This is a genomic window from Stenotrophomonas maltophilia, from assembly GCF_013464915.1.
Classification (GTDB): Bacteria; Pseudomonadota; Gammaproteobacteria; order Xanthomonadales; family Xanthomonadaceae; genus Stenotrophomonas; species Stenotrophomonas maltophilia_AT.
Genome location: NZ_RAVT01000004.1, coordinates 52,125 through 70,009, shown reverse-complemented (window position 1 = coordinate 70,009; position 17,885 = coordinate 52,125). Strand labels below are relative to the sequence as shown.

The 17,885-nt window shown below is 68.0% G+C and carries 18 protein-coding genes; 14 read left to right on the top strand and 4 right to left on the bottom strand.

The window, feature by feature from the left end:
* Window positions 1-44: 44 nt before the first annotated feature.
* From D7T59_RS01415 to D7T59_RS01400, 4 genes are all read right to left on the bottom strand, one after another.
* Window positions 45-1,574, bottom strand: coding sequence for a flavodoxin domain-containing protein (locus tag D7T59_RS01415; protein WP_180851242.1), 1,530 nt, complete (start codon window positions 1,572-1,574; stop codon window positions 45-47).
* Window positions 1,571-1,999: a PAS domain-containing protein gene (locus D7T59_RS01410; protein WP_005409905.1), complete on the bottom strand. Its 429-nt coding sequence runs from the start codon at window positions 1,997-1,999 to the stop codon at window positions 1,571-1,573. The genes D7T59_RS01415 and D7T59_RS01410 overlap by 4 nt, the downstream gene beginning before the upstream one ends.
* A gap of 211 nt (window positions 2,000-2,210) precedes the next feature.
* Entirely contained in the window at window positions 2,211-2,525 is a 315-nt protein-coding gene (locus D7T59_RS01405) for an AzlD family protein (RefSeq protein ID WP_100440855.1), read from the bottom strand.
* Window positions 2,522-3,253, bottom strand: a complete 732-nt coding sequence (locus tag D7T59_RS01400) for an AzlC family ABC transporter permease (RefSeq protein ID WP_014037422.1) — start codon at window positions 3,251-3,253, stop codon at window positions 2,522-2,524. Before D7T59_RS01400 ends, D7T59_RS01405 begins: the two co-directional genes overlap by 4 nt.
* A 127-nt stretch (window positions 3,254-3,380) precedes the next feature.
* On the opposite strand from D7T59_RS01400, the gene D7T59_RS01395 reads away from it, so the two are divergent.
* The 14 genes from D7T59_RS01395 to D7T59_RS01330 all read left to right on the top strand — a co-directional run bounded on the left by D7T59_RS01395 (window position 3,381) and on the right by D7T59_RS01330 (window position 17,745).
* A complete protein-coding gene (locus D7T59_RS01395) occupies window positions 3,381-3,845 on the top strand; it encodes an Lrp/AsnC family transcriptional regulator (RefSeq protein WP_180851241.1) in 465 nt (154 codons plus the stop codon).
* 654 nt (window positions 3,846-4,499) lie between these two features.
* Complete coding sequence (locus D7T59_RS01390; RefSeq protein WP_164138091.1) at window positions 4,500-5,180, top strand: STN domain-containing protein; 681 nt, start codon at window positions 4,500-4,502, stop codon at window positions 5,178-5,180.
* Window positions 5,181-5,196: 16 nt separating this feature from the next.
* Window positions 5,197-5,727, top strand: a complete 531-nt coding sequence (locus D7T59_RS01385) for an RNA polymerase sigma factor (RefSeq protein WP_019337777.1) — start codon at window positions 5,197-5,199, stop codon at window positions 5,725-5,727.
* A 69-nt stretch (window positions 5,728-5,796) separates the two neighbouring features.
* The gene (locus tag D7T59_RS01380; protein WP_164138093.1) at window positions 5,797-6,777 is read left to right on the top strand and encodes a FecR family protein; all 981 of its coding nucleotides are present in this window, start codon (window positions 5,797-5,799) and stop codon (window positions 6,775-6,777) included.
* A 58-nt stretch (window positions 6,778-6,835) separates the two neighbouring features.
* The gene (locus tag D7T59_RS01375; protein ID WP_180851240.1) at window positions 6,836-7,387 is read left to right on the top strand and encodes a hypothetical protein; all 552 of its coding nucleotides are present in this window, start codon (window positions 6,836-6,838) and stop codon (window positions 7,385-7,387) included.
* Between the two features lie 144 nt (window positions 7,388-7,531).
* A complete protein-coding gene (locus D7T59_RS01370; protein WP_258012943.1) occupies window positions 7,532-8,092 on the top strand; it encodes a hypothetical protein in 561 nt (186 codons plus the stop codon).
* Between the two features lie 57 nt (window positions 8,093-8,149).
* A complete protein-coding gene (gspG, locus tag D7T59_RS01365; protein ID WP_180851238.1) occupies window positions 8,150-8,587 on the top strand; it encodes a type II secretion system major pseudopilin GspG in 438 nt (145 codons plus the stop codon).
* Between the two features lie 9 nt (window positions 8,588-8,596).
* Complete coding sequence (gene gspK / locus D7T59_RS01360) at window positions 8,597-9,502, top strand: type II secretion system minor pseudopilin GspK (protein WP_180851237.1); 906 nt, start codon at window positions 8,597-8,599, stop codon at window positions 9,500-9,502.
* Window positions 9,499-10,662, top strand: a complete 1,164-nt coding sequence (gene gspL / locus D7T59_RS01355) for a type II secretion system protein GspL (RefSeq protein ID WP_180851236.1) — start codon at window positions 9,499-9,501, stop codon at window positions 10,660-10,662. The genes gspK and gspL overlap by 4 nt, the downstream gene beginning before the upstream one ends.
* Window positions 10,659-11,186 carry a type II secretion system protein GspM gene (gspM, locus tag D7T59_RS01350; protein WP_180851235.1) on the top strand — a complete coding sequence of 176 codons (528 nt, stop codon included), beginning with the start codon at window positions 10,659-10,661 and terminating at the stop codon, window positions 11,184-11,186. Before gspL ends, gspM begins: the two co-directional genes overlap by 4 nt.
* Complete coding sequence (gene gspD / locus D7T59_RS01345; RefSeq protein ID WP_180851234.1) at window positions 11,183-13,564, top strand: type II secretion system secretin GspD; 2,382 nt, start codon at window positions 11,183-11,185, stop codon at window positions 13,562-13,564. Before gspM ends, gspD begins: the two co-directional genes overlap by 4 nt.
* A complete protein-coding gene (gene gspE / locus D7T59_RS01340) occupies window positions 13,561-14,994 on the top strand; it encodes a type II secretion system ATPase GspE (protein WP_180851233.1) in 1,434 nt (477 codons plus the stop codon). The genes gspD and gspE overlap by 4 nt, the downstream gene beginning before the upstream one ends.
* A gap of 7 nt (window positions 14,995-15,001) precedes the next feature.
* Window positions 15,002-16,201: a type II secretion system inner membrane protein GspF gene (gene gspF / locus D7T59_RS01335; protein WP_180851232.1), complete on the top strand. Its 1,200-nt coding sequence runs from the start codon at window positions 15,002-15,004 to the stop codon at window positions 16,199-16,201.
* A 311-nt stretch (window positions 16,202-16,512) separates the two neighbouring features.
* On the top strand, window positions 16,513-17,745 hold the full coding sequence (locus tag D7T59_RS01330; RefSeq protein ID WP_180851231.1) for a substrate-binding domain-containing protein: 1,233 nt from the start codon (window positions 16,513-16,515) through the stop codon (window positions 17,743-17,745).
* Window positions 17,746-17,885 lie beyond the last annotated feature (140 nt).

Below are 17,885 nucleotides of genomic sequence, written 5' to 3'. Positions count from 1 at the left end.
CCGGCTCTACCGGTCCAGGGTTCGTGCAGTCCAGTGGTTATGGATCAATACAACTCGCAGTGCGTGCGGCCTTCGCCCCGCAGCGCGTCCCACTGGCCCTCGCCAACGATGGCATCGATGGCCTCGCGCACCGCGCTTTCCAGGTGGCTCTTGTTGCCGCACAGGTACAGATGCCCACCGCGGGCCAATACATCGCGCACTTCATCGCCGCGCTGCTGCAGCACATGCTGCACATAGACCTTGTCGGCCCCATCGCGCGAGAACGCGGTATGCAGGCGGGCCAGCACGCCACGCGCGTGCCAGTCCTGCAGCTGCTCGCGGTACAGGTAGTCGTGCTGGCTGTGTTTCTCGCCGAACACCAGGTGCACTTCACGCTCGCAGGCGCTGGCCTGCAACTCCTGCATCAGGCCCATCAACGGCGCGATGCCGGTGCCGGTGCCGACCAGCAGCAGCGGCGCTTCGCCGGTATCGGGAAGATGGAAGCCGGGATTGGAACGGCAGTACACCCGGGCGGTATCGCCGCCGTGCAGCAGGCTGCCGGTGGCGGTGCCAAGGCGCTCGCGGCCGCGCAGGGTGTAGCGCACTTCGCGTACGCACAGGCTCAGCTGGTCGTCGCACGGGTGGGAGGCGATCGAATAGGCGCGCGGCAGGCGCGGTGACAGCAGTTCGCGCAGCCGGGCCAGCGGCACGCTGTCCGGCGTGGCGTGGTCCTGCAGCACGTCCAGCAGGTCCAGGCCGTGCAGGTAGGCTTCCAGCTCGCGCTTCTGGCTGACCTTCAACAGGCCCTTCAGCAGCTCGCTGCCGCCCAGTCTGGCCAGTTCGCGCAGCACGCCCTTGCTCAGCAGGCGCAGCTCGCGGTCATGCAGGGCGGACACGGCGGCGGTGTCGCCGTACCAGGTGGCCAATGCCTGCAGCAGGGCAGGGTCGTTCTCGGGTACCACGTGCAGGGTGTCGCCCGCGCGGTAGGCCATGCCACTGCCGGCAATGTCCAGCTGCAGATGCCAGGCGGCCGGCTCGCTGCTGTTCAAGCGGCGGCGTTCGAGGATGGTGGCGGCAAAGGCATTGTCTTCACCATAGGCGGTGACCTGCAGGCGCAGATCCTGGCCAGCGCCCGCGTCGCCGTCCAGCACCTGGCCGAGCACTGGCTGCCATTGCTGGAAGAACTGCTCGTAGCCCAGGTCGGCATCCACGCGGTGCAGCAGCGGCTGCGCCTGGCGCTCGCTCAGCGCGGCATCCAGCGCCTTGGTGAAGCCGCAGAAACTGGGGTAGCCGGTGTCACCGAGGCCGAACACCGCATAGCGCAGGCCGCTCAGTGTCGGGGTCTGGCGCAGCGTTTCGAAGAACTGCTCGCCGTTGGCTGGCGGTTCGCCGTCACCGAAGGAACTTGAGATCGCCAGCAGCACATCGCCGTGGCCGAGACTGGCCACGTCGATGTCGTTGAACGGGAGCACCTGCGGCGCGTGCGGCTGCAGGTCCGCGCCCAAGCGCTGGGCCAGGGCGCGGGCATTGCCCGACTCGGACGCGAAACCCACCAGCAGGCGGCTGAAGGGCGTACTGGTCGGGAGGGCGTTCACGCGGCCTCGTAGAAGTCGTCGAACTTTTCCTTGCTGAACTCGACCAGGTCGTAGTTCTGCATCAGGTCGTTCACCACGCGGCGGATGCTGATGTAGGAGGTGATGTTGCCGTCGGCGTCGAACAGCGGCTGCACGGTGGTGTCCACCACGTAGAGCACGCCGCCCTTGCCGAGGTTGGGCACGATGCCGGTCCAGGTCTTGCCGGCCTTGATGGTGTCCCACATGTCCTTGTAGACCGCCTTGGGCACGTCCGGGTGGCGCACGATGCTGTGCGGCTGGCCGATCAGCTCTTCGCGGGCGAAGCCGGTGAGCGTGCAGAACAGGTCGTTGGCGTAGGTGATGTTGCCCTGCAGGTCGGTGGTGGAGATCACCATGACGTTCTGCATGGCATTCAGCAGCTGGGCGTTGTCGGGGGTGTAGCTCATCGCAGGGTCCTTGTGGATGCCGGTAACGCCGGCGTGTTCGGGTCCTGCATAGAAATACGCCCGCACGGCGGCGGGCGGTTTGACATTGATCAAGTGGGAGGCGGGATCGGCTGCGACCCGGTGTCGCAGGCACGCGCTGCGCCGGGCGTGGCACGGCGCTACAGGGGCGTGGGAATGTGGGTGGCGCCGGGCCATGCCCGGCGACGCGGCCTCAGCCCATCAGATAGCGCAGTGCACCCGCCGAGACCACGCCGATCAGCACCGTCGGCAGCATCGACAGCCGCGTGGCGGCCAGCAGGGTGATCGCCAGTGCGGCCAGATCGGCCGGCTTGTCAGCGACGAAGTCCGGAGCGATCACCGAGATCAGCACGCAGCCCGGTGCCGCTTCCATCACCGTTACCGCGCGCTTGCTCAGCGTACGGTTGCGCAGCGCCAGGAAACCGACGATGCGGGTCAGGTAGGTGGCGGCGGCCATCAGCACGATGGTCAGCACCGAGGTCCAGTGGATCAGACCGTTGAAGATCATGCCGCGTCCTCCGCCAGCAGCCAGGCCGCGGCCAGGCCCGCCAGGGCGCCGCTGGCCACGTACCAGGCACCCGGCACCAGCAGGTAGGTGGCAGCGGCCACCACCAGGCTGACCAGCCACGGGCGCGCGGCCTTCATGCCCTGCCACATGCCACGCAGCAGCACCAGGAACACGGCGGGGAAGGCCATGTCGAAGCCGTAGGCGTGGATGTCGCCCAGCATCGGGCCGACGATCGCGCCCAATGCGGTGCAGGCCACCCAGACCGTGTACAGGCCTGCCGAGACGCCCAGGTAATAGGCCAGGCTGAAGCCGAGCGCACGGCGACGCGCATCGGCCACGCCCATCGCCCAGCTTTCGTCGCACATGAAGAACAGCGCCGGCAGCACGCGACGGCGCGGCAGGTGCTGCAGCAGCGGGGCCAGGCTGGCACCCATCAGCAGGTGGCGGCTGTTGACCAGCGCTGTGATGGCCACGATCAGCGCGATGTGCGGCGGCGAGGTCCACAGTTCGACCGCGGCGAATTCCGAGCCGCCGGCGAAGTTGAGGCCGGTCATCAGCGGCACTTCCAGCGCGCTCAGGCCCTTCTGGGCGGCCTGGGCGCCGAGCACCAGGGCGAAGGGAATGAAGCCGATCATCACCGGCACGGCGGCGCGCAGGCCGCGCAGGAATTCGGCACGCGGGGCGGTATCGCAGGTGTCGGGCAGGGGGAGGGTGGTACGGGCGTCCATGGAACGGCACAACGAGGTGGGGGTGGCCCATGCTAGCGGTCCGATCGCGAAATCGGGTTGCGTTGATGCCATTGGATTCGGGACTATTGATATTCCAGGCGGCCATTGTCGCTAAAGGTGAAATTCCATGCAGTACCAGCTCGACAATCTTGATCGCCGCATCCTCGACGCCCTGCAGTGTGACGGTCGCCTGCAGAACCTGGAGCTGGCCCGGCAGGTGGGTCTTTCGCCCTCGGCCTGCCTGCGGCGGGTGCGGTTGCTGGAGGAGGGCGGCTACATCGACCGCTACGTTGCCCTGCTGAATGAGGCCAAGGTGGGCCGCGGCTTCACGGTGTTCGTTCGGGTCTGGCTGCGCGGGCAGGACGAGGACACCACCAATCACTTCATCAACAGCATCAAGTCTTTCCCGGAGGTGCTTGAATGCCATCTGATGGCCGGTGACTGCGACTTCCTGCTGCGGGTGGCGGTGGCCGACCTGGATGCCTACCGGCAGTTCCAGATGCAGCACCTGAACCGGATTGCCGGGGTGCAGAACACCAAGACCGAGATTCCAATGCAGCGGATCAAGCAGACGACCCAGTTGCCCGTTTGAGGGATGGGCGGTTTCCGGCCGGGTTGCACCCGGCACCCGCCGCAGTGCCGGCCGCTGGCCGGCAACCTCAGGAGCAACGGCCGAAGCAACAGCATGCATTCCGTGGGACGGCGGGGTGGGTCCGGTTGCAGGGGACGCTGCAAGTCCCCCTCCGGGGCCCGGCCCAGCCGCTGGCGGCTGTGCGTTCGGGCGCTTGCGAAGCAGTGCTTGGCAAGCAAAGCGCCCTCACCCATGTAAGCTCGGTCGCCGCTTGCTCGTGTGCGCAGTCCTGCGCACACGGCAAGACCGGGGTTGGGCGTCCTGCCCAACCCGCCGGGCGCATGCGCCCGACCCATGCGGCTCACGCCCCCGCAACCGGACCCACCCCGCCTTCGACAGATTTCCGCGATCTGTCGGAAAGGCATGAGCCGCTCTTGGTGGGTGTCGACCCTGGTCGACACGTTTTGGTCGGCACGGGGTCGGATCCCGTTGCTGCGCAACGGGCTCGGACCCCACGCCTGGAGGACATGGTCTGTTCGATTCGTTGATTCCTGATTCGTGACTGGCCCCAGGAAGGCTGGCCCGACGGTTGGCGGCGCGCGGCGGTCATCGCAATGACATGTGCTCCCGGTACGGTTTGATCCGCTTGCAGCTGCTGTCGCTGCCGAGGGTCATGTGTTCTACGTCAGGGGGCTGAATGGACACCATGCGATCAGAACGTGGGGGCTGGCCATCGCCGGATGGCTGCTGCTGGCCTTTGCCGCGGCAGCCCAGGACGGTGTTCATGCCTACGACATCCCCGCGCAGCCACTGGAACAGGCGGTCGAGCGCTTCAGTGTCATCAGTGGGTGGTCGGTGATGTACCCGGGCGACCTTGCGGCGGGCCGCAACAGCCATCAGCTGCGCGCAAGCCTGGCGCCGCTGCCTGCGCTGCAGATGCTGCTGCAGGACACCGGCATCGAGGCCGAGGTGATCGGCGAGCAGCGCGTGGTGCTGCGCCGGGGCACGCCCTCCGCCGCCGAACCCGGTGTTGGCGCCGAACTCCTGGATGCCGAGCGTCGGCGCCGCTATGGCGATCTGCAGCAGCGCCTGCGTGCGGCATTCTGTGACGATCCCGAGATCGCGCCCGGCCGCTATGCCGCAACGCTGCGCTTCCGCGTCGACGGCGAAGGCCAGGCGCAGCAGCCCGAGCTGCTGTCCGGCAGTGGCAGTGCCCGCCGCGATGCACGCCTGCTGCAGGCGCTGCAGGGCCTGGTGCTGGCACCCGATGCCGCTGCGCTGCCGCAGCCGGTGACCCTGCAGATCCGACCTTCCGGCACCGACCACGATTGTGGCCGGCGCGCGCCCCTTCCATGACTTCAAGGATTCGAACATGAGCAACGGTACGGCTGGGGCAGTTGATCTGATGGACCACCTTCTGGGTGCCTACGACGAGCTGAAGCGCCGGCTGGTGCGCAAGCTGGGTTCGGAGGAGCTGGCCGGCGATGCGCTGCAGGACACGTGGATGCGCCTGAGCGCGCGCCGTGACCGCCTGGATGCAGTGCAGAATCCGGCGGCCTATCTGCTGCGCATGGCAATGAACACCGTGATCGATCGCCAGCGTGCCGATCACCGGTTGCTGAGCCTGGAGGAAGTGGACACGCTGATGGACATGGCCGATCCGGCACCGGGTCCGGCACAGGCGGCCGAGCTGGACTTCGCGCTGGAAGACATGGTCGGGCTGCTGCAGCGCATGCCCGAGCGCCGTCGCCGCATCCTGCTGGCGATCCGCGTCGACGGCCTGCAGCAGCGCGACGTGGCCGATCACCTGGGTGTATCGCTGCGGCTGGTGCAGCGCGAACTGAAGGCGGCCCAGGACTACCTGGCCGAGCGCAGCGGGCAGGGGCGCCAGGTGCGGTTCTGAGCGGCGGCATCCGTCTACACTTTGACGCCGAGCAGAACCCCGCAGCGTGCGGGTCCGGCATGAGTTCCCATGGATCCTGACGATCGCCCGCAACGCCCGCTGGATGCCGTCGAGCGTCAGGCCCACGCGTGGGTGGTGCGATTGACCTCGGGCGAGGCCACCGCCGCCGATGGGGACAGGTTCCGCGCATGGTGTGAGGCCGACCCGCGTCATCGCGAGGCGTTCGGCCGTGCACGCCGGCAATGGGAGCAGGTACGGCTGGCCGGCGAGCAACTGCCCGCCGCCGCGCGCCAACCGGTCGCGCCGACGCCGGCCCAGCGCTGGAGTCGTCGTGCCTTCCTCGGTGCCGCCATTGCGGCGCCGGCCAGCCTGGTGGTGGTGGCGGCGATCCGCCCGCCGCTGGGGTTGTGGCCCTCGGTGACGGCGATGGCGGCCGATTTCCACACCGGTACCGGTGAACGGCTGCAGATCGCGCCTTCGCCGCAGCTGAAGATCGAACTGGATACGCAGAGCAGCCTGCGCCGGCGCGCGGACGCGCAGGGCGAAGGCTTCGAGCTGGTGCAGGGGCAGGCCGCGATCGAGACCCGGGCCGGCTTGCGCCTGGCGCTGTTCGCGGGTCCGGGCTGCGTGATTGCCGATGAAGGTGCGGTGCGCCTGGACGTGCGCAACACCCAGGGCCAGGTGCGGGTGACCTGCCTGCACGGTAGTGCCCGCATCGAGCACCCGCAGGGCCGGTTGCAGCTGCAGGCCGGCCAGCAGACCCAGTACGACGAGCGCCTCAGTGGCGTGGTGGCCGAGGCTGTCGCCTCGGACGTGAGCGCCTGGACCGAAGGCATGCTGGTGTTCCGCCGCGCACCACTGCGCGAGGTGGTCGACGAGATCAATCGTTACCGCCGCGGAAAGGTGCTGCTGGGCGAATCGGCGTTGGCGCGTTCCCCGGTGAGCGGCCGCTTCCGCATCGATGATCCGGATGCGGCGCTGGAACAGCTGCGACTGACGATGTCGCTGGATCTGCGTCGCTTTCCGGGTGGCATTGCCGTCCTTGGTTAGGTGAAGACGCTGGCCGTGCGCGCCGCGCAGGGCTGTTGCAAGCAAGGAGACGCCAAGGATGCGCAACGAAACCATCGGTGTGCTGGATCTGCGCCGCAATCTGTCGGCGTTGCTGGAAACCACCCGGCGACGGCCTTTGATGGTGCACCGCTATGGCTCGCCATGGGTGTGCGTGGTGTCCGACGCGCAGTGGCAGCAACAGGCGGTGCTGCTGGACTTCGATCCGCAGTCGCACCCGCTGGCGATGCTGTTGCGCCTGCAGCAGCAGGTGCTGCCGCTGGCTGAGACCGGTGCGTTGCCGCCTGCGGCACTTGCGCGTGCGCTGCTGCTGATGGACATGCACGGCGTTGACGATCTCGCGCAGCTGCACGAGCAGGTGCTGCACCACCGGCTGTGGCACTGGTTCGTGGCGGGCAGCCACGGCGTGATGGAGGGCTGGCAGCTGTCGGCGCTGCGCGTTGCGATGGCGTCATGGTGCGAAGACGTGGACATGACCGATGCGTTGGCCGTGTTCGCCGCGCGCAGCGACGTGGCGATGCTGGCCCGCCGCTGCGGCGGCGCCGCGCCGCGCCTGCAGCACGGAGCCTGCAAGCGGATGACGCTGCGATGACGTTGCCGATGAAGCACTACCCAGCGCACAGAGTTGCGTTCGCGGTGTCGCTTCACCTGCCTTGCTGACGTCTTCTCCAGAGTACGACGCACCACGCGTCGCGGAGCACGGGCGGCGCAGATGGCAGACAGTCGCAGGATCAGCATGCTGGAACTGGATCGCCACCTCAGCCAGTCGCTGGAGCAGGCGCGACACACCCCCCTGAACGTGCAGCGTTACGGACATTCATGGGTCTGGGTGCTGTCCAGTGATGCCTGGGCGGATGCGGCGCGCTGGGCTGCGCTGGACAGCAGCGCGCACCCGCTGCTGGTGCTGCGCAGGGCGATTGACCTGCAGTTGCGGCCGTGGCCCGAAGCGGCCATGAGCCTGCTGCCGCTTGAAGCAGTCGACGCGCGGCAGGTGCAACGTGCAGCGCTGCTGGTGGTCGTGCGCGATCTCAACAGTCCGCAGCGCGTGTACGACGACCTGCGCTACCACCAGGCCTACAGGTCGTTCATCGGTCTCGATCACGGGACGGCATGGGCGCCAATGCAGTGCGTGCGCCTGCTGCAGGCCTGCGCGAATCCGCTGCTGCGTGGCTGCATCGACGACACGCTGGCCGCCATTCCGCGCCATCTGTTCGAGGCTGCATGTGCACCGGCCGCATGTGCCGTGCCTGCGCAGGAGCGCGCGCAGCGAATTGCCGGCGGTTGTTTATCGTACTGACACATGCACCGCTGACCATGGTGCGGCGGTCTCTTCCAGGATGATGAGGGCGGAACAATGGCAAGGCAGGTACGTGGTCGCAGGGCTCGGCAGCAGGGTTTCAGCCTGATCGAGATCATGGTGGTGGTGGTGATCATCGGCATCCTTGCCGCGTTGATCGTGCCGCGGTTGATGGATCGCCCCGACCAGGCACGCGTGGTCGCGGCGCGGCAGGACATCGCGGCGCTGATGCAGGCGTTGAAGCTGTTCAAGCTGGACAACGGAAAGTACCCCAGTGCCGAGCAGGGCCTGCAGGTGCTGGTGAAGCCGCCGCAGGGCAGCGGTTCGATGCCGGTCACGCCCTATCTGGACCGTCTCCCGAATGATCCCTGGGGGCACCCGTACCAGTACCAGATTCCTGGCACGCACGGCGACATCGACGTGTTCTCGCTGGGCGCGGACAGCAAGCCCGGGGGCGATGCCGGGAACGCGGACATCGGCTCCTGGCAGTTGTGAGGCGCACCGATGGCAACCCGGATGCGTTCGGTTTCATGCGCCCGTCAGGGCGGCATGGCGGTGATCGTCGCCATGCTGGTGGTGGCACTGGTGGCGGTGATTGCCACTGCGCTGCTGACCCGGCAGTCCGCCCAGCTGCGTGCGCTGCGTGGCGACCAGCTGCGCGCACAGGTGCGCATGGCGGTGGATGCCACGCTGGAGCGGGCGGCGCAGCAGTTGCGTGAGGATGCAAGGGAGCAGTTGACCACGGTACGCGGCGGACGCTGGGCGCGTCCTTTGCAGCTGCAGGCACCGTTGCCGGTGCAGCTGCAGCTGGTCGATGCCCAGTCGATGTTCAACCTGCGCAATCTGCTGGCCCATGGCCAGGTGGACCCCGACGCGCGACGCGCCTTCGTTGCGTTGTGCGCCGGGCAGGGGTTGGGTCAGGGTGCCTGTGCCTCCGCGGCGGACCATATCCAGGCACGCCTGCGCGATGGCGACATCCAGGCGCAGGCGCCGCTGCCGCGCGAATCGCTGATCATGCAGGCGCTGCCCGGTGCCGATGCGGTGGAACTGCAGGCGCTGGAGCGGCGCACCGTGGTGCTGCCGGCGCAGACCCTGGTCAATGCCAATACCAGTGACATCAGCGTTCTGCAGGCCGTTGCACCCAATGTCGAACCGGCGCGCCTGCGGGCGCTGCTCGGTGAACGTGACGGCGGCCAATGGCTGCTCAACCGTGGCGACATCGCCCATCGACTCCAACTGAGCGACGCACAGATGGCCACAGTGCCGCTTGGCATCCATAGCGAATGGTTCCTCGCCCTCGGCCAGGTGCAGGCCGACGGCAGTACGGTGGACTTCCGCGCGCTGATCTGGCGCGAGTACCGCGATGACAGCGTGCGTGTGCAGCGCGTGTGGACAAGGATCGGCGCATGAACGCGCAGCTGAGAGTGCGCCTGCCGCCACTGGAACACCTGCGTGCCGACAGCGAGGTCGAGTGGGCGCAGCTGCACAAAGGGGCTATGCAGGCCCACGGCCGCGAAGCGTTGGCGGTGCTGGGGCATCGCCATCCGCAGGCCGGGGTGCTGGCCTGCCTCGATCCCCAGGACCTGATCCTGCTGGAGCTGCAGCTGCCACCGCTGTCCGGACGCAGGCTGCAGGCCGCATTGCAGGGGGAAGTGGAGGCGATGCTGCTGGACGATCTGCAGGAGGTGGCACTGGCGCACGGCAGCCAGGCTGCCGATGGCACCGTGCCGGTGGCCTGGCTCGGCCAGCAGGCGATCGCGCAGGCCCGGCAGTTGCTGGCATCGTGTGGGCTGCGGCTGCAGGCGTTGTATCCAACACCGTTGCTGTTGCCGTGGCAGGACGGCCAGGCAACGCTGCAGGCCAGTGGCGAGCATCTGCTGGTGCGCAGCGGGCGCGATCGGGGTTCCGTCCAATGGTGTGGCGGACGTGACGCGGGCGCAGTAATGCAGGCCCTGGCATCGCGCCTGCAACAGGCTGGCGTGCACGCGGTGCACTGGATCGACTGCGTGCCGCCGGCATGGCCGGACAGCCTGCCGGCCACCGCCGTTCCGCATGAACAGCAGGCCTCCGGCCCCTTGCCAGCGTGGTCATTGCCGCTGCCGGGTTCCGGCCAGAGGGCGCCGCGGCTTGCGATCGGGCTGGCGTTGACGGCGATGCTGCTGGCCGCGCTGGGCCTGCAGCTGCAGGTCTCGCGTTGGCGAAGTGAGGGCGAGGCACTGCAGCAGGACATGGCGCGCCAGTTCAGTGCGCGCTTCCCCGAGATCACCCATGTGGTGGACCCGGTACTGCAGGCAAGGCGTGCACTGGCGGTGCCAGTGCCGGCCCAGCCGTTGCCACCGGTGCAGCGACAGGTGGCCAGCACGCTGCAGGCGGTTCCGGAGTTGGCGGGGCAGGTGCGCAGCCTGTACTACCAGCCCGGTCAACTGGACATGGAACTGGACACCGATACGCAGGCGCTGGCCGATGATCCGCAGCGACTGGAGCACTGGCAGAAAGCAATGCAGGCGCAGGGCCTGCAGCTGGCGCGTGAAGCGGGTGGACGCCTGCGCGTGAGCGGGGGCGGACAGTGAACGCCGGGACGCTGCGGCTGGGTGAAAGGATGGGGGTTCTGCAGCAACGCTGGCAGCGCCTGACGCCGCGCGACCGGCTGATGTTGCGGGTGATGGTGATGGCGCTGCTGGCGGCGGGCCTGTGGTCGTTCTGGCTTGAGCCGCTGCTGAAGCAACGCACGCACTGGCAGGCTGAGCTGCCGCGGCTGCAGGCACAGGCCCGCACGCTGGCCCCACTGCTGCGCGCCCGTGAGCGACAGCAACAGGCGCAGGGCCAGCGCCCGACGCTGGCCGGGCTGCGCGAGCAGATCAAGGCCGCCGGTCTCGCTGGCGCCCTGAACATCGAAGCACGCGATGGGCGCTGGCACCTGCAGGTGCAGGCCGTGCCTGCCGACGCGCTGTGGAACTGGCTGCTGCCGGTGCTGGCCGATCCGGCCATCGAACTGCAGCAGCTGCAATTGACACGGACAGGGGACGCAAACATGCCGGCGGCACGGATTTCCGGAAACATCGTGATGGCGCTCACTGCAGGTGCCCATCCATGAGGGCAATGCGCAGCCTTGCCTGCAGCACCGCATTGGCCCTGATCGTGGGCATGGCCCACGTGCCGGCGCCTCTGCTGGCACAGGACGCCCGTGAGGAGCCGGTGCAGTTGAACCTGGTGGACACCGATATCGGTGGCGTGCTGCGCATGGCAGCGCGCTTCACCGGCCGCCAGTTCCTGGTCGACCCGCGGGTGACCGGCAAGATGACGGTGGTTTCCGATGGCCCGGTCAGCCGTACCCAGGCCTACCAGTTGCTGCTGGGTGCTCTGCGCATGCGCGGGTTTGCCGTGGTCGAGAACGGCGGCGTCAGCCGGGTGGTGCCGCAGGCCGACGCCAAGCTGCTCGGTGGCCGGGTGGGCAGTGGCGGTGCAGGGGGCGAGGTCGCCACGCGCACCTTCGCGCTGCGCTACGAGAACGCGGCCGCGCTGGTGGCGGTGCTGCGGCCGATGATCAGCCCGGACAACCCGATCACCGCCAATCCGGGCAACAACACCCTGGTGATCACCGACTACGCCGACAACCTGGAGCGCATCGCGCGGGTGATCGCCAGCGTGGATACACCGGCCGGCATGGACACCGATGTGGTGAAGCTGCAGCAGGGCATTGCCGTTGACGTCGCGGCGATGGTCGCGCCGCTGCTGGATGCGCAGGGCACCGAGCCCACCCAGAAGGTGGTGGTCATGGCGGACCCGCGCAGCAACAGTGTGCTGCTGCGCTCCAGCAGCCCCGGTCGCACGCGCCTGGCGCGGCAGCTGGTGGAGAAGCTGGACCGTGCCCAGGACGAGTCCGGCAACCTGCATGTGGTCTATCTGCGCAATGCCCAGGCCAACCAGCTGGCCGGCGTGTTGCGCGGCGTGGTGGCCGGCCAGAGCGATGCACCGGCGATGGGCAGCAACGAAGGCATCACGCCGCTGCCTGGCGACGCCAACCGCTCCACGCCCGCGCAGCCGTCACAGCCGCAGCAGGCCAAGACCGGCGGCAACGCACTGGAATCACAGCGGCTGGACCCGAACCGACGTGACCCGATCGACGCCGGCAGCACCGGCTTCAGCCAGAACGGCATCTCGGTACAGGCCGACGTGGCCACCAACACGCTGCTGATCTCGGCCCCCGAGCCGGTGTACCGCAACCTGCGACGGGTGATCGACCAGCTCGACCAGCGCCGTGCGCAGGTGCTGGTGGAAAGCCTGATCGTGGAGGTCAACCAGACCGATGCCGCCGAGCTGGGCGTGCAGTGGATGCTGGGCAATGGCCGCACCTTCGGCGGTACCCACTTCGGCGGCACCACCGGTGGCAGCGGGCTGAACACCACCGCACGCACTACGCTGGACGTGCTGCCCAGGGATGGTCTGAAGATCGGTGTGATCGACGGCACCATCAATCTGCCCGGTGTCGGCCAGATCCTCAACATGAAGGCGTTGGCCAACGCGCTGCAGAGCAAGGGTGGCGCCAACATCCTGTCCACGCCGAACCTGATGACGCTGGACAACGAGGCGGCGAGCATCATGGTCGGCCAGACCGTTCCGTTCGTCAGCGGCCGCTACGTGACCGACGGCGGCGGTGGCAGCAACAACCCGTTCCAGACCATCGTGCGCGAAGACGTGGGCCTGAAGCTGCGGGTGCGACCGCAGATTTCCGAAGGTGGCACGGTGAAGCTGGACATCTACCAGGAGGTCAGCAGCATCGATGCGCAGAGCGCGAACAGCACCGCCGGCATCATCACCAACAAGCGCGCACTGGACACCAGCGTGCTGTTGGATGATGGCCAGATCATGGTGCTCGGCGGCCTGCTGGAAGATAGCGTCAGCCACGGGCGCGATGCGGTGCCGGGCCTGGGCAAGCTGCCGGTGCTCGGGGCATTGTTCCGCAGCGACACGCGCAAGCGCGCCAAGACCAACCTGATGGTGTTCCTGCGACCGCACGTGGTGCGCGACCCGGCCGCCGGACAGCGCTTGACCCGCGACCGCTACGACTACATGCGCAATGCACAGGCCGGCGCGCAGCCGGTGCAGAGCTGGGCCTTGCCAGCGCTGTCGGCGCCGCAGCTGCCACCACAGGACCTGTCCGTACTCGGTCAGGGCAACGCGCGCGACGGCCTGGGCCAGCCACTGCAGAACACCAGCCTGGCGGCGTTGTATCCGGCTGGTGACGGTGATGCGCAGCTGGTGCAGTTCGCGCAGGGCCTGGACCCGGCCCGTGCCAGCCAGGGCGTAGCCCAGGTGCGCGCACTGGGCCTGCAGGCCTACGCCGAGGCGACGCCGGGCGAGAGTGGGCAACGCCTGCGCGTGCGCCTGCCGCGTGATCCGGCGAAGTTGGATCCGGCATTGCAGCAGCTGCGCGGGCTGGGCTACACGCCGGAACTGGTGATCGGGCCGTGAGCGCCGCCGCGCCACTGCCGTACGCGTGGGTTCGCAGCCATGGCGTGATGCTGTCCGAAGTTGGCGGCGAGCCCGTGCTGCTGGGCACCGCAGAAACCGCGGTGTGGGCCGTGGCCGAACTGCGCCGCCGGCACGGACCGCTGCCGTTCCAGGCAGTGGATGCCGCGACCTGGCAGCAGCGGTTGGGTGAGCAGTACCGTGACGGCGGCGATGCCGCTGCCGTGGTCGGTGCCGCCGAAAGCGAAGTCGATCTGGACCGGCTGATGCAGGACATGCCGGAGGTCACCGATCTGCTGGATGCGCAGGACGATGCGCCGGTGATCCGCATGATCAATGCGCTGTTGGCACAGGCTGCACGCGATGGCGCCAGCGATCTGCACATCGAGCCGTTCGAGACCCACTCGGTGGTGCGCTACCGGGTGGACGGCACCCTGCGCGACATGGTGGAGCCACGGCGCGCCCTGCACGCGGCACTGGTATCGCGCATCAAGATCATGGCGCACCTGGATATCGCCGAGAAGCGCCTGCCGCAGGACGGACGCATTGCGATCCGCGTGGGCGGGCGGCCGCTGGATATCCGTGTTTCCACCGTGCCGACCGGGCATGGCGAGCGCGCCGTGCTGCGACTGCTGGAGAAGGATGCCGGCCGTCTGCAGCTGCAGCGCCTGGGCATGGCCGATGACACCCTGGGCACGTTCACCGGATTGATCCGGCAGCCGCATGGCATCGTGCTGGTCACCGGCCCGACCGGCAGCGGCAAGACCACCTCGCTGTACGCCGCGCTGGGCCAGCTCGACAGTAGCACCAGCAACATCCTCACCGTGGAGGACCCGGTGGAGTATGACTTCGCCGGCATCGGCCAGATCCAGGTCAATGCGCGTATCGGCATGAGCTTCGGCACGGCGCTGCGCGCGATCCTGCGCCAGGATCCGGACACCATCATGATCGGTGAGATCCGCGACCTGGAGACCGCGCAGATTGCGGTGCAGTCGTCGCTGACCGGGCATGGCGTGCTGGCCTCGCTGCACACCAACGACGCGATCTCGGCGGTGACCCGCCTGGCCGACATGGGCGTGGAACCGTTCCTGCTGGCCTCGTCGCTGCGCGGCGTGCTGGCGCAGCGGCTGGTGCGGCGGCTGTGCACGCAGTGCCGGCGCGCCGAGGTGGATGGCGACGGCCGTACCGTGTGGCGTGCGGTGGGCTGCGCGGCCTGTGCCAACAGCGGCTACCGGGGACGCACCGGCATCCACGAACTGTTCGTGGTCGACGACCGCGTGCGTGCGCTGATCCACGAAGGGCAGGGCGAACCTGCGCTGCGCGAGGCAGCACGACGTGCCGGTATGCGGACCCTGCGGCAGGATGGTCAACGCTGGGTAGACAGTGGCGTGACCACGCTGGAAGAAATCCTGCGCGTCACCGGCGACGACTGAGACGACGATGGCACTGTTCGATTACCAGGCCGCCAACGCGCAGGGCCGCATCGAGAAAGGCCAGCTGGATGCGGACAGTCCGCGCGGCGCACGCCAGCTGTTGCGTGGACGCGGGTTGACCCCTGTGCAGGTCAGTGCGGCGCGCAATGCCGGCAGTGGCTGGGGTGCCCGCCGGCTGTCCGCCAGCGAGTTGGCTTGGGCCACGCGCCAGCTGGCCAGCCTGCTGGCCGCCAGCCTGCCGCTGGAAGGCGCATTGAGCGCGGTCATCGAGCAGGCCGAGCGCCCGCACGTGGCGCAGGCACTCACCGCCGTGCGTGCGGATGTACGCGCGGGCCAGCGCCTGACCGTTGCGCTGGCTGCGCGGCCACGCGATTTCCCGCCGATCTATCGGGCGCTGGTGGGCGCCGGTGAGGATTCCGGTGATCTTGCACGTGTGATGGAGCGCCTGGCCGACTACATCGAAGAACGCAATGCGCTGCAGGCCAAAGTACTGACCGCCTTCATCTACCCGGCGGCGATCAGCCTGGTATCGGTGGCGATCGTGATCTTCCTGCTCAGCTACGTGGTGCCGCAGGTGGTGACCGCGTTCGTGCAGGCGCGGCAGACGCTGCCGATGCTGACCCAGGTGATGCTGGCAGCCAGTGCTTTCGTGCGCAGCTGGGGCGTGTGGGTGGGGCTGGGCATCGCTGCGCTGGTGGTGGCATGGCGGTTGGCACTGCGCAAGCCCGAGCTGCGCCTGCGATGGGACGCGATGCTGCTGCGGGTGCCGATGGTCGGGCGTTTCGTGCTGGGCGTGAACAGTGCGCGCTTTGCCTCGACCCTGGCGATCCTGCTGGATGCCGGTGTGCCGCTGCTGCGTGCACTGGAGGCGGCGCGGCAGACGCTTGGCAATGCGCTGCTGGCGCGCTGTGCCGATGACGTGTCCGCGCGCGTGCGTGAAGGTGCCGCGTTTGGCTCTGCGCTGAAGGTGCAGAAGGTGTATCCGCCGATCCTGGTGCATCTGGTGGCCAGTGGCGAGAAGACCGGTTCGCTGGCGCCGCTGCTGGATCGCGCCGCGCAGACGATCTCGCGCGAGATCGAACGTCGCGCGATGGCGCTCACTGCGTTGCTGGAGCCGACCATGATCCTGGTGATGGGCGGCGTGGTGCTGACGATCGTGCTGGCGGTGCTGATGCCGATCATGGAAATGAACCAGTTGGTTCAGTGATGCGCAACGCGCATCACGGGTAGAGTCGACTGTCAGTCGACTGCTTCTCCAACGCACTTCGAAAAGACCCGCGCTTCGCGCGCCWGTCKACTKACAGTCGACTCTACCCGGTCAGCGTCTTCGATTCTCCACACAATCCTCCATACCTTTTTTCGATCTTCCACAGGTTTCTTAAGCGGCCTGTCATCGGCACGGACCAGCATGGACACGTCGCCGCAGAGTGGGCTGGGAGGCCCTCGGCGGCAGCAGGCGTGTAGTGACCGTTCCTCCCTTGGCGTTTCCCTTCGCAGTAAACCCTTCAGGAGAAGATCATGAACAAGTACAAGACCCTGGCCGCGCTGGTTGCCACCGCGCTGCTGGCCACTGCCGGTGCCGCTTCGGCGCAGACTGTCACCGGCGGCGGCGCTTCGCTGCCGGCCGACCTCTACAAGGGCAAGCCGGACAGCATCCTGCCGGCCAGCTTCAGCTACGCCGTGACCGGCTCGGGCACCGGCAAGAAGGCCTTCCTGGAAAACAACTCGGCGCTGTTCCAGGCGACCGGCACCGTGCATTTCGCCGGCAGCGACTCGGTGCTGAGCGGCACCGAGCTGACCACCTACAACACCACCTACAACGTCGCGGGCGATGCCAACCGTTACGGTGCGCTGATCCAGGTGCCGTCGGTTGCGACCTCGGTCACCGTCCCGTTCAACAAGGCCGGTGCCGCCCTGAACCTGAGCGTGACCCAGATCTGCGGCGTGTTCTCGGGCAAGATCAACAAGTGGGAAGACATCGCCGGTTCCGGCCGCAGCGGTGACCTGGTTGTCGTCTACCGCGACGAAAGCAGCGGCACCAGCGAACTGCTGACCCGCTTCCTGACCGCCGCCTGCACCAAGGCCGACGTCGCTGGCACCACGCTGAAGAAGGTTGTCTGGGCAACGGGCGAAACCGAGGCTCCGAAGTTCGCGGTGCAGTCGACCTTCAAGAACCTGTTCGTCAACAACACCGCCCCGGCCAACTTCATCCCGGCCAGCGCCACCGGCGGCAGCGCGCTGTACAGCACCGTGCAGGCTGCCGAGGGCCGCATCGGCTATGTCAGCCCGGACGCCATCCCGGCGGCCGATAACACCGAAGCCGCTCGCCAGGCCGCCCTGAGCGATGCCACCAAGGTTGCCAAGGTGAAGGGCTACTCGCCGAACGAAGTGGACGTGCAGGCCACCCTGGAATCGGCCGCTCCGCCGTCCGGTGCCGACGCCAGCGACCCGGCCAAGTGGGTGCCGGTGTTCGGCAATCCGGCCAATGGCTACCCGATCGCCGGTTACACCAACCTGGTGTTCGGCCAGTGCTACAAGGCCACCGCGGTTGCCAACAGCCTGCGTGGTTTCCTGATGAACCACTACAACGCCGGCACCAACGGCACCAACGATGCCGCCGTCCGTGCCCACGGCTTCATCCCGCTGACCAAGACCTGGCGTGAAGCCATCCGTGCCCGCTTCGTGCTGGCCGGCAACGCTGCAGCGCTGAACAACCCGAGCACCTGCGCCAACATCGGTCGTCCGCTGTAATCGCGACCGTTTGGTGATATCCGTTTGACCCGACGCCGGCCCTCTGGGCCGGCGTCTTCGTTTCCCTGGTCAGCCGCCTGTGGGGATCGCAGTTTCCTGTCGGCTTCACGCCACGTAGACCGTCTATCAAGGGCAGGGCA